The organism is Citrobacter sp. Igbk 14, assembly GCF_028069825.1.
Classification (GTDB): Bacteria; Pseudomonadota; Gammaproteobacteria; order Enterobacterales; family Enterobacteriaceae; genus Citrobacter.
Window position 1 is genome coordinate 1 of the sequence record NZ_JANEWM010000083.1, and the last position, 13,343, is coordinate 13,343.

Below are 13,343 nucleotides of genomic sequence, written 5' to 3' on the forward strand. Positions count from 1 at the left end.
GTAATAAATTTTAATGTAAAGAAATGAAAATTTAATCTTTTGATAGAAAAGTATGAGTGAAGTCGGCAAAGGAAAAACCATAGTTATGATCATAACAGAAATGTAATATGAGGTTACACCCCCCTAACACGTTTAAGCATTGAGAGGACTCGTCCTTCTCAAAACCGTGCGCCATGAGTAAACCTTTTAATTCAATGGCCCACGGTACCAGCTATCCGCCCAGACCTTTATATAAATGAGGTGAGCACCTCATTGTGCGAAGTAAAGTTCAGGAGAACAACTCTAAATACGCTGTGGGTATCTTCTGTATTTTCGGAATGGAATCTAAGCATGTAATAACAATCAGGTATCTGATACTGCCTATTCTTCTGTCAGCTTTTGTAAATAGAAAATGGGTGATGATAGCTAATACAGGTAAAGATAGGGGTAATAACGTATGGCCTCACAATATGACTTTACTGTCACTCTCCACGATCTTGCTTTTATTCTTAAGCAGATAAAAATATCCGAAGCGGCGACTAACCCGGATGGTAGCATCAACGCTGATATGCTACGGGAATTAGTCTCCAGTCCACTGTTACCTTACGGACTGCGTACTGTAGATGGCTCATGGAATAATCTCCTCCCCGGCCAAGAATTATACGGTTCGGCCGATCAGACAATGCCGAGATTAACGGCACTGAACTGGCAGGATGCGGATGAAATGACCAGTTATATCCAGATTGGTGGGACGGTCATTGATGCCGATCCTCGTGTTATTAGTAACTTAATTTCTGGCCAAACCGCCTCCAATCCGGCCGCGCTGGAGGCATTTAATGCCTTAAAAGATGCTCCCGGGGGTGGGACGACTACCGGAAATGGCAGTTTATCTATTCCCAACCAATCCCCTGACATTGGCCTTTCTCCGGCGTTTAATGGCTGGATGACTTTCTTTGGTCAGTTTTTTGACCATGGTCTGGACCTCATTCCTAAAGGAGGAAACGGCATCGTCTTCATTCCATTGCAACCCGACGACCCTTTATATGTTGAAGGTTCGTCGACCAACTTTATGTTATTAACCCGGGCAACGGTCGATGAGAATCGAGAAACCGTTAATCTTACAACCCCATTTATCGACCAGAACCAAACCTACACCTCTCATCCGTCGCATCAGATCTTTATCCGTGAATATGTATTAATTGACGGTAAACCTGAGCCGACGGGTAATTTATTAGGAGGGGCTAACGGTGGGCTGGCAACCTGGGCTGACGTCAAGAACCAGGCGGAAACGCTACTCGGCATCAAATTGACCGATCAGGATGTGTTTAATGTGCCGCTTCTGGCGACTGATCGTTACGGTAATTTGATTTTAAGTGAAAATGGAAAAGTACAGATTGTTACCACGAGTGGGCTGGTTGAAGCCAATGGCGGCCTGTTACCTGAGGGCACCTTCCGAACCGGGCATGCTTTTCTCGATGATATTGCGCATACTGCCGCGCCAAAAGCGGGTTTATTGGCAGATGATGACGACGTTATTGGCGGGCAACAGCCTGCGGGCACGTACGATGATGAACTCCTGGATCGCCACTTTATCACCGGTGACGGGCGCGGTAATGAAAACATTGGACTAACTGCCGTTCACGCCGTATTTCACAGTGAACATAACCGGCTGGTTGAGCAGTATAAGACCACCCTACTGGAAACCGGTGATATTGACCTTATTAACCAGTGGCTGATGCCCTCACATCAAATCACTGAGCTACCCGCTGACACCAGTACGCTGGTCTGGAACGGTGAATACCTCTTCCAGGCGGGGCGATTCTCCACTGAAATGCAGTACCAGCACCTCGTTTTCGAGGAGTTTGCTCGCACCGTACAACCTGCCGTCGATCCGTTTGTCTTTTCAAACACGGCAGATATCAACCCGCAGATCTTTGCTGAGTTTGCGCACGTGGTTTATCGCTTCGGGCATTCAATGCTCACAGAAACCGTAGCGCGTACCGACATTGACATGCAAAACGGTGATATCGGTCTGATTGCCGCATTTCTCAATCCAGTGGCATTTAATGAAATTAACGGTGCCACCGTGTCCGATGAACAGGCAATCGGTGCGATTGTTCGGGGCATGACGCGACAAGTCGGTAACGAGATTGATGAGTTTATTACTGACGCCTTGCGTAATAACCTGATTGGCCTGCCGCTTGATTTGGGGGCGCTTAACATTGCCCGTGGACGTGATACGGCTATGCCGTCGCTGAACCAGGCCCGTGAACAGTTCTTTGCATTAAGCGGAGATAGCCAGCTTCGGCCGTATGCCAGTTGGGCCGATTTCACCACATACCTGAAGAACCCGGCCTCCATAATCAACTTTATGGCCGCCTATGGTCAGCACGAACTGATCCTCAATGCCACCAGCCTGGAGGGTAAACGCGCAGCGGTTAATTTCCTGTTATTTGGTGATGCCAACAACGCTCCACCAGCAGACGCAATGGATTTCTTCAACAGTACCGGCGCATGGGCCAGCAAAGAAACAGGTCTGAATAAGGTCGATTTCTGGATTGGAGGGCTTGCTGAACGCAAAAATGAATTTGGCGGCATGCTCGGATCAACCTTCAATTTTGTCTTCGAAACACAGATGGAAATGTTGCAGGACGGCGACCGTTTCTATTATTTGAGTCGGGTACAAGGATTGAATTTACTGAACGAACTGGAAGCCAACTCGTTTTCTGCTCTGGTTATGCGCAACAGTGATCTCGGTGAAGAAGGTTCCTCTCACCTGCCTGCTAACCTGTTTCAGACCCCTGACCATATATTCGAAGTAAACCGCGTGCTGCAAACGGAAATCGACCCTAAATGGGGGAATCCGCTGAAAGATCTGCTCTCGCCGTTGTTGGTACGACGCGATCCTGGGGCGGATGTGGACGGTGACAGTTTCGCTGATGGTGGTTATCTGAAATATACCGGCGATGGTCATGTGGTGCTTGGCGGTACCGCAGGGAACGATACGCTCATCGGAGGGAAAGGTATCGACAGCCTGTGGGGAGATGGCGGTGATGACCGTCTGGACGGCGGCGATGAAGCGGATGTGGTTCACGGTGGTGATGGCGATGACATCATTACGGACACCGGTACACCTGTAGGCGATGCTGACTTCCTCCATGGTGATGCCGGGCACGATGTAATCTTCTCCGGGAACGGAAACGATCTAGTCTTTGGCGGCACGGGCAGTGACTTCGTCGTGGTCGGTGAAGATGCCCAGGAGGTTTTCGCTGGGCAGGACAACGACTTTGCACTTGGGGGATCGGGTGGTGATTTCCTGATGGGTAATGAAGGCGATGACTGGCTGGAAGGTGGTGATGGGTTTGACACACTCGCGGGTGATAACTCTGAGCTGTTCTTCAACAGCACCATTATTGGTCACGATGTCCTGAACGGTCAGGGTAACGATACGGACTACGATGGCGAAGCCGGTGATGACATCATGGTTCAGGGCGCAGGTATCCAGCGTAATAATGGTATGGCCGGTTTCGACTGGGCGATCCATAAAGGTGATCCTAATGGCGCTAACTCTGACCTGGGTATCCCGATTTTCGTCAACCAGCAGGAGTTTATTCTGCGCGACCGTTTTGACCTGGTCGAAGGTCTGTCTGGCTGGAAACACAATGATATCCTGACCGGTACGGAACAACCGATCGGTACTGCACCGGTTCAGGGTGTCCCCCTCTCTAATAATCTGACCCAGGAAGGTGCCGACAGAATCGACGGTCTGCAGGCTATTCTCGGTGTCGCGCGTTCAGCCAATCCGGATGCGGTGTTACTCAATCCGGACGATGGCAGTGACATTTTACTCGGCGGCGGCGGTAGCGACCGCATTATGGGTAAAGCCGGTAATGACATCATTGATGGCGACGCCTGGCTGAACGTGCGCATTGCTGTTTCAGGTATGCCGGGGCTCACCAGCGCCGAAAGCATGGCTGAGCTGAAATCGTACATGCTGGCAGGTACGCTGAAACCGAATCAGTTGTCGATTGTGCGCGAAATCTTGCATGAGGGAGATGGCACGGAAACTGACGTGGCAGTGTATCGCGATGTCAGTAGCAACTACGCCTTTACCCGAATGGCAGATGGTAGCCTCAGAGTCGATCACGCCACCCCCAATGCCGCATTGAACCTGAATGATGGTGTTGACCGTCTGCTGAATATCGAAAAACTGGAGTTTGGCGATGGTCAACAGCTGTGGGTCACGGCGCAACACGCGACGGGCGACCTGGCAATCAGTAGTGCAAACCCATCTGTTGGTGACCTGTTACGGGTTAACGTGGCAAACCTGCTCGATGGCAACGGTCTTGCGGCAGATGTTGCAATCACCATGACATGGCAGGCTTTAATTAACGGACAATGGCAGGATCAGGCAACCGGCGTGGAGTTCAGAGTTCCCGGCGCTATCCAGGGCGCTCCGCTGCGTGTTGTCGCCAGTTTCAATGACCGAATGGGCGATGCCGAGACCTTAGTGTCAGCACAAACTCAGGCCGTCTTGCCACGAAATCAGGCAACAACAGGTACGCCGGTGATTAATGATCTCACGCCAACGGAAAGTCTGACGCTGACGGCGGTGGTTTCGGGTATCGCCGACGCGGATGGCCTGAGCGGCGGAAATTTCAGCTACCAATGGAGAATGAGTTCACCGACCGGATTCGTCAACATCAACGGCGCAACATCAGCCACCTTCACGCCAGGCCAGGCTATGGTCGGCCGCACGTTGCAAGTGGTCGTCACTGTCGTAGATGATGAGGGTAACCCCCCGGTTATCCTGACGTCGACAACCACGCAGCCTGTTGGCGATCTGATCGTGGGTAATAATGGTGCCAATACGCTCATCGGTACCGCATGGAGTGACATCCTGCGCGGTGAAAACGGCAATGACACCTTACTGGGTGGCGCGGGTGATGACCTGTTAGTCGGCGGTGCGGGTAATGACTCTCTCTCCGGCCAGGCGGGACAAGATACGCTGCAAGGTGACGCGGGTAACGATACCCTGGACGGTGGTCTTGGCGCTGACAGTATGACCGGCGGTACAGGTAATGATACCTACATCGTTGATGATTTTGGTGATGTCGTGATCGAAGATCTCAACGGCGGGACAGATATTGTCCGCACTACTCTCAGCAGCTATGACCTGACCGATAACGTGGAAGAGTTGGTCTTTACCGGGAACGGTAGTTTTATCGGTACTGGTAATTCAATCGCCAATATCATCACGGGGGGTAGCGGCAATGACTATCTGTTCGGTATGGGCGGCAATGACCAGTTGTTTGGCGGTATCGGAAATGACTTCCTGGATGGCGGCGATGGCGCCGATAACCTGCAGGGTGGAAACGGTAACGACGTCATGATTGGCGGCGCGGGTGCCGATACCCTCTCTGGCGGTAATGGCGACGATATTCTCAACGGTCAGGAAGGAAACGATATTCTGGATGGCGGAACCGGAAGTGATATTTTCGCTTTCGGAGCCAACTTTGGACAGGACCGTATCACGGGTTTCGACAGTAACCCCAATGGCGGGCAAGACTTCCTTGACCTCGTTTTGCTAGGCATTAACGCGGAGAACTTTGCCAGCAGCGTCTCTATCACCGGAAATAACGGCAACACCATCGTGACCATCGGCACTGACACCATTACGTTAGTGGGCGTCAATTCGACCACCGTTAATATGGGTGATTTTTATCTGGAAATGCCGACTACCCTTGCCAGCAACAATGGCAATAGTTCATTGATCGTATAAGGAGAAGACTATGTCGCGCCAGCATACGCCAACAGAACTGAATGATGCATTAAAAGGAACGAAACCCACTTTTCTGATGCTGCTGTTTTTTAGTTGTGTGATTAATATGCTTATGCTGGCGCCGGCAATCTATATGTTGCAGGTTTACGATCGCGTACTGGTGAGTAAAAACACCACGACGCTGCTAATGCTCACCTTATTAATTGTCGGTTTGTACATTATTATTGCCATGATTGAATCTGCTCGCGCACAGGTCATGGTAAGACTGGGAAATAAGCTGGATATAAAGCTCAGCCAATTAGTTTTTAATGCGGCTTTTAGAAGAAAAATGTCCACCGGTGATAACAACCCGGCACAATCTTTAGCCGAGCTCGATCAGATCCGCCAGTTTCTCTCCGGGAACAGCTTGTTTTCATTGCTGGATATTCCGTGGACGCCGATTTATCTGTTTATTGCCTTTCTGGTACATCCCCTGTTGGGATACCTGTCTCTGGGCGGAATCACACTATTATTCATTCTGACACTGGTTTCAGAGTTCTCTACTAAGCGCCCGATTCAACAAGCCCATGCCTTAACCATCAATAATGCCAGCAAGCTGAATAAACAGCTGCAAAACTCCGATGCTATCGAGGCGATGGGCATGCTTTCCACCCTAAAAGTAAACTGGCAGGAACAGCATAATAAAGTGCTGGTACTGCAAACACAGATCGCCGATAAAACGGCGGGGTTAAGCAGCCTGAGCCGGTTTGTTCGCGTGTTGCTGCAATCTGTCGCACTGGGTGCCGGGGCGTTACTGGTAATTGGTGGGCATATTACCCCAGGCCTGATGATCGCGGCCTCGATTATTCTTGGACGCGTCCTGAACCCGGTAGAACAAGTCATCGGCAGTTGGAAGCAGTTTGTACAGTTTCGTAGCGCGTGGCATCAGTTATCGGAGCTGCTAAAGGAGTATCCAGCCCCGAAAGACGTGCTGACCCTGCCGCGTCCGCAGGGTAACATCAGCGTTGAAGGCGTGTTTGCGACAGCTCCCGGACAACACGCCCCGTTGCTGCGTAATATCTCCTTTCAACTCGAACAAGGTGAAGTGCTGGGGATTATCGGTCCTTCTGCATCCGGAAAAACATCACTGGCGAAAGTACTGGTCGGTGTCTGGAAGACGTTATCAGGAAAAGTCAGGTTAGACGGTGCAGATATTTGCCAGTGGGATAAAGCCCTGCTGGGGCCCTCGATAGGCTATCTGCCACAGGATGTTGAACTGTTTGACGGGACTATCGCACAAAACATTGCGCGTTTTACGAAAAATGACAGCGAACTGATCGTGGCGGCCGCACTTCTGGCGGGTGTACACGAGATGATCCTGCGTCTGCCGCAGGGGTACGATACACCGCTCGGCGCAGGTGGATACCAGTTGTCCGGTGGGCAGCGCCAGCGTATTGGGCTGGCGCGAGCTGTCTACAACAACCCCGCATTTATCGTCCTCGATGAACCGAATGCCAATCTTGATGATGCCGGGGAGTTTGCTCTCATTAAAGCCATCAACACGCTGCGAACACAGGGACAAACGACCGTGATTATATCGCACCGTCCTACTCTGCTCGGTGTGGTCAATAAAGTTTTACTGCTCAATGACGGTGCTATTCAGGAGTTCGGCACACGCGATCAGGTCTTCGCCCATCTGCGCCAGGCTAACGTGCTGAAACCAGTGTCAACACCCTCTTCATCCATCAACGAACAGCAGCGCGAGGCATGAAGATGAAAAAGAATCCCAATAACGCGGACGTCACCGGTGTGGATACCAACATCTGGTCCCCTATTGTTCGCGGTGTCGTTGTCATTGTGCTGGGGGTGGGTGGTTTCTTATTTTGGGCAGTGCAAGCCCCTTTAGATGCGGGTGTCGTTGCGGACGGTACGGTAACCGTATCCAGTAACCGAAAAACTATTCAGCATCTGAGCGGCGGTAGAGTGACGGATATTTTTATTAAAGAGGGTGACCTGGTTAAGCGAAATCAGGTGCTTGTCCGCCTGGATAAGATGCAACTCGACATGCGCTACAGCGCGTTAAACGCACAGTATATTTCCGCCAAAAGCATTGAAGATCGTTTGTTAGCAGAAAGAGATGGCCTGGAGGCAATCGTATTTAATTCCATGCTGACGCAGCAGTTTTCCGGTAATAAACGGCTGGCAGAAGTCAGGAATCTACAGGCCAAACTGTTCGATACGCGACGCAAAACGATGCAGGATGAATTGTCCATGATTCAGGAAACGCTCGATGGCCTGGTCGGGCAAACGGATAATCTCAATAAAATAAAAGGTTACCGCGATCACCAGTTCAACCTGATTAATCGGGAGTTGGGCGCGATTCGGGCGCTGAGTGAAAAAAACTATTACCCCAAGGCACAATTACTGGTGCTGGAGCGCGAGGCGGCCGAAATATCCGGCAGTGTGTCCGAAGATATTTTGAACATTGCTAAACTCAAATCCCAGCAAAACGAATTAAAAATCAAAGCGTATCAGGTACGGCATCAGTATTTACGCGAAGTTGAGTCCGAACTAACTGAAAACCAAAAAGAAGTGGCGATGCTGGAGGATGAACTGGTTTCTACCCGCCATGAACTGGATAACACGGAGATTCGCTCCCCAATCAACGGTGTCGTTCTGGATGTCAAAGTCAGTACCGTCGGCGGTGTGATTCAGCCCGGTGAGCATCTCATGGATATCGTTGCCGCTGGACAGCCGATGCAAATCGACGCCAGAATACCGGTGCACGCCATTGATAAACTGGCCCCAGGTTTAACCGTTGACGTGCTGTTTCCTGCCCTGAACCATGCGCTGTTACCTTCCGTACCAGCCCGAGTTCTGACCATCTCAGCCGATCGTTTAATTGATGAAGCAACGCAACAGCCCTATTATCTCGCCGAAGTGCAAGTTTCCGCAGAAGGAGCGCGTTTGCTGGGCGATTACAAGATTAAAGCGGGCATGCCCGCGAGCGTGACCATCAAGACCGGCGAGCGAACGTTTTTAAGCTACCTGTTTAAACCGCTGATCGCCCGCCTGGAACTCGCCTTTAAGGAGTACTGAGCGCACATTGCTGGCATGGTGCTCATTCGCAGTGCTATGCCGGTTTATACCATTGCTGGTCGCCTTGCTTTCTTGTAACCTTTCGCTCGCGCGACTGACAAAATCTGGAACTACCGAACTGGACTTCATATGAATGCTCATATTTCTAAAGACCCCTTGCATGGCGTGACGCTCGAAATGCAGGTCAATGCCCTGGTTGATCGTTATGGTTGGGCTGAACTTGGCCAACGGATAAACATCAACTGTTTTAAAAATGAACCGAGCGTTAAATCCAGTTTGAAGTTTCTGCGTCGTACGCCGTGGGCGCGTGCAGAAGTTGAAGCACTGTATCTTGATTCTCTGCATGACGTTGCACCAGAACCCACCGCTCCTGCTATTGATCCCTGGGCTAACAGCCGCAACAAGAAAAAATAAGAGCAAAATCCGATGTCAGCATCCGGTTTTTTTTCAGGTCATTATCAGAAAAAACTGGCGACTATCCTCGCCCGTTCCCGCAACACGCTACCGCTAACCAATGTGAAATGGTTTGCTGTACTGGTTGGCAGTATGCTGTTACTTGGCAGTTGTTCTTCACAACCGCCAGGGCCGAATGTGACTCCTCATCCCCCGGTCACAACCCCGCAACAGGGTAAAGAGCCGGTTCGTGGTATCTGGCTGGCAACGGTTTCCCGTCTGGACTGGCCGCCAATCTCATCTGTAAACATCAGTTCACCCGCCATCCGCATCAGCCAGCAGCAGAAAGCGCTGACGGATAAGCTGGATAATCTGCAACGTCTTGGGATCAATACCGTCTTTTTCCAGGTAAAACCGGACGGTACTGCACTGTGGCAATCCAAAATTCTTCCCTGGTCAGACACTCTGACCGGCACCATCGGCAAGGATCCTGGTTACGATCCGTTGCAATTTATGCTCGACGAGGCGCACAAACGCGGGATGAAAGTTCATGCCTGGTTTAACCCCTACCGCGTCTCCGTCAATACGAAACCGTCAACGGTCGCAGAATTAAACAGCACGCTGTCGCAGACCCCGTCCAGCGTTTACGTGCTGCATCGCGACTGGATCCGCACATCGGGTGAACGTTTTGTACTGGACCCGGGTATTCCTGACGCGCGCGACTGGATAACCAGCATCGTGACGGAGGTCGTTGAGAATTATCCGGTGGATGGCGTGCAGTTTGACGACTACTTCTATACCGAATCGCCGGGTTCGACGCTAAACGACAGCCAGACTTTCAGAAAGTATGGTCAGGGTTTTGATTCAAAAGCAGACTGGCGACGTCATAACACACAACGGCTGATCGAACAGGTTTCACAGGCCATCAAAAAGATTAAGCCTGACGTAGAGTTTGGTGTTAGCCCCGCAGGCGTGTGGCGTAATCGCTCCCACGATCCGGCAGGCTCCGACACCCGAGGGGCGGCAGCGTATGATGAATCGTATGCCGATACCCGGCGCTGGGTGCAATTAGGTCTGTTGGATTACATCGCACCACAACTGTACTGGCCTTTCGCCCGTGATGCGGCGCGTTATGATGTTCTGGCAAAATGGTGGGCTGGCGTGGTGAAATCCACCAATACCCGCCTGTATATTGGCGTTGCGCTGTATAAAGTAGGTGAGCCGTCACGAAAAGAACCGGACTGGACGGTACAAGGCGGTGTGCCGGAGTTGAAAAAGCAACTCGATCTGAACGAGTCCGAACCGAATATTAATGGCACTATCTTGTTTCGGGAGAACTATCTTAACCAACCGCAAACCCAGGAAGCCGTGACCTATATTCGTGATCGTTGGGGGCGCTAAGTGTTGCCGGGAGCTGGTGACCGGAGATAAACGCTGACGTAACGGATAAATTTCCCGATAAATACACCGGCAAACACGCCACCGGTAATGATTGCCAACGCGCTCATTACCGGCTGGCGTAAAATATCAGGAGCGATAGCATTCAATACACCTTGTACATATTTGATGCCAAAGGCCAACATCATGAACGGTAATGCAGAGTAATCTGCCGGGCGATGAATGCTGCGTGGCGCGGTACTGCGTGCCAGACGGCCGGGGTTTATCAACATATAGCCCACAATCACGCCGCTAATAATACCAACCATCCACTGTAGATACGTGCTGATGGACTGATCGCGGTAAGTGACCAGATCGTAAACATCCCAGAAAAGAAAGAGCGCCGGGATCAGTGCCAGCTTTTCCAGCGTAACCGTTGCGGGTATCCTGGCTTTAATCCCCCGAAATAACAGGAAGACCAACAAGACATATACCCACACCGGTGTGTGCACCAGCATCGCTACGACAAACTCAGCCATACTCTGGCTCCTGACGTGTTAACCACGTTAAGTGTAGCCTGGTGTTATCCGGGCGCAGACGATGCACCCGGATACTTTACGTGGGGTCAGGCCGCTGAAGGCTCCGGCAATTTGAATGAGGAAACCAGTAACGCTAATTGTTCCGCCTCTTCTTTCAGCACCTGGGTTCGTGTGGCGGCATCATCAATCAACGATGCGTTTTGCTGCACGGTGCTGTCCATTTCGGTAACGGCGAGTGTGACTTCGGAAACGCCCTTACGCTGCTCGTCACCCGCGACACGGATTTCCCCCATCAGTTGGCTAACCTGCCGCACGTTGTTGACCAGCTCTTCCAGGCGCTCACCTGCATTGTGGATTTGCTGGCTGCTGCTGCCAACATGTGAAACGGACTCATCAATCAACGCTTTGATTTCCTGGGCAGCAGTGGCACTGCGCTGTGCCAGGGTACGAACTTCAGATGCGACAACCGCAAATCCTCTGCCTGCATCCCCCGCTCTGGCAGCTTCAACGGCGGCATTCAGCGCCAGAATATTGGTCTGGAATGCAATGCTGTCGATGACGGCGACAATTTCCACCATTCTGCCAGACGAGGCACTGACGTTATCCATTGTCGAAATCACACCCTGCATCACGTCGCCACAGCGATTCGCCGTTTGCGCAGTGTTGTCGGAAAGTTCATCTGCCAGTTGCGTGTTGCTCGCATTTTGATGAACGGTCGCATTTAACTGTTCCATCGCCGCCGAACTCTCTTCCAGCGCGGCCGCCTGCTGAGTAACCCGTGAAGACAGCTCCATGTTACTGTCGGCCAGACTGACGGCGTTATTAGCTACCACTACGCTACTGCTTCTGACGGTGATCAGAATGGCGGAAATTTTATCGACGAACAGGTTAAAGGCTTCCGCGATATCTGAAATCTCATCTTTACCTCGAACATCCAGACGTCGGGTAAGATCGCCTTCACCCTGTGCGATATCATCGAGTGCGCGACGAGTATCATCGAGACGAGAGATCAAGCGACGCACCACCAGCCATGATCCGACGAGCAACACGGTCATAATCGGGATCAGCACTTCCAGCACATCCTGCATCATGACTTTAGCGAGACCAACGATGCGCGTTTCCGGTGTCACCAGCCCTACGACCCAGCCAGTATCCGCCATCGGGAACAACATGACGCGTGACGGAGCATTCAGCACGTTGTCGCTTTCAAGCGTGATGGTTTTCACGCCATCAGTCGCGCGAAGCGATTTCAGCCCGGCTTCTACCGGGGCCAGCCAGTGTGCGCTTTGCGCCAGATCGCTAAAGGTTTTGTATTTTGTCTGATCGGCCTGGGGGAAATAGAGGATCTGACCCTGTTTATCAACCACAAATGCGTAGCCACCGGTACTGTTGCCCTGCTGCTGCATAAAGGTCGCAACGTTATCCAGACGAATATCAGTGGTGGCCACACCGGCAAACTTACCCGCTAATTGATACGGAATACTGCAGGTCACCATGTTCACGCCGGAACTGGCATCCTGGTAAACATCAGACCACAGGCAACTGTTCTGTGAGTGACCTTTAGCATGCTGATACCAACTTTCATTGTGATAACCGGCGGATCCTTCGGCATTATAATCATTCGAAAAATCAAGCTTACCCTCAGCATTACGCGCCCAGAAAAAGCTACGTTTCTCTACTCCCGGGGTGAACGCGTTTGGTTCTGGCCAGATCCCGCCGCCGGTAATAATTGAGTGGCTGTCTTCGCCAATCAGGTGTGGAACCACGTTCTGATACAAAGATTCATCATTAGGCAGTACTTCGGCCAGTCGTGACAGACTGACGGTTTCGCCCTCGATACGAGAGAGCACAGTACTCAGTTGACGGGTTAAACCTTGCCCTGTCTCTTCTATCAGGGCGGTATTGATTTCAACGACGCGTGGCTGACCACGCCAGAGCATAATTGCAACAATAACAAGGGTGGTCACCGCAAGCAGCAGGATGCCGCCAATGGTTAACCGCGTTGAAATACGAGTAGGATACCAGGCCATACAAACTCCTTCTGCAAAAGGCTAACTTTTACCCAGTATCGGCACAGGAGTTTATATCTTTATAAAGTTTTCTTAAGTATTACAAAACAAATAAGTGACATTGTCACAAATAGCAAAACCCAGCACTTTGGCTGGGTTTTAATACATGCTTAATCTTATTTAGAT

The 13,343-nt window shown here is 51.2% G+C and carries 7 protein-coding genes; 5 read left to right on the forward strand and 2 right to left on the reverse strand.

Annotated elements, in window-relative coordinates:
• The first annotated feature begins 436 nt into the window (after nucleotides 1–436).
• The 5 genes from NNN64_RS21120 to NNN64_RS21140 all read left to right on the forward strand — a co-directional run bounded on the left by NNN64_RS21120 (nucleotide 437) and on the right by NNN64_RS21140 (nucleotide 10,633).
• Nucleotides 437–5,761: a peroxidase family protein gene (locus NNN64_RS21120; protein WP_271442663.1), complete on the forward strand. Its 5,325-nt coding sequence runs from the start codon at nucleotides 437–439 to the stop codon at nucleotides 5,759–5,761.
• A 10-nt stretch (nucleotides 5,762–5,771) separates the two neighbouring features.
• The gene (locus tag NNN64_RS21125) at nucleotides 5,772–7,511 is read left to right on the forward strand and encodes a type I secretion system permease/ATPase (RefSeq protein ID WP_271442664.1); all 1,740 of its coding nucleotides are present in this window, start codon (nucleotides 5,772–5,774) and stop codon (nucleotides 7,509–7,511) included.
• 2 nt (nucleotides 7,512–7,513) lie between these two features.
• On the forward strand, nucleotides 7,514–8,839 hold the full coding sequence (locus NNN64_RS21130; RefSeq protein WP_137383068.1) for an HlyD family type I secretion periplasmic adaptor subunit: 1,326 nt from the start codon (nucleotides 7,514–7,516) through the stop codon (nucleotides 8,837–8,839).
• A gap of 129 nt (nucleotides 8,840–8,968) precedes the next feature.
• A complete protein-coding gene (locus NNN64_RS21135; RefSeq protein WP_137383067.1) occupies nucleotides 8,969–9,253 on the forward strand; it encodes a VF530 family DNA-binding protein in 285 nt (94 codons plus the stop codon).
• A gap of 12 nt (nucleotides 9,254–9,265) precedes the next feature.
• The gene (locus tag NNN64_RS21140) at nucleotides 9,266–10,633 is read left to right on the forward strand and encodes a glycoside hydrolase family 10 protein (protein WP_271442665.1); all 1,368 of its coding nucleotides are present in this window, start codon (nucleotides 9,266–9,268) and stop codon (nucleotides 10,631–10,633) included.
• On the opposite strand, the gene NNN64_RS21145 is transcribed toward NNN64_RS21140, so the two are convergent.
• On the reverse strand, nucleotides 10,630–11,148 hold the full coding sequence (locus tag NNN64_RS21145; RefSeq protein WP_271442666.1) for a hypothetical protein: 519 nt from the start codon (nucleotides 11,146–11,148) through the stop codon (nucleotides 10,630–10,632). The genes NNN64_RS21140 and NNN64_RS21145 overlap by 4 nt on opposite strands.
• Nucleotides 11,149–11,234: 86 nt before the next feature.
• Nucleotides 11,235–13,178 (reverse strand): methyl-accepting chemotaxis protein, encoded by a 1,944-nt coding sequence (locus tag NNN64_RS21150; protein ID WP_271442667.1) that lies wholly within the window; start codon nucleotides 13,176–13,178, stop codon nucleotides 11,235–11,237.
• Between the last annotated feature and the right edge of the window lie 165 nt (nucleotides 13,179–13,343).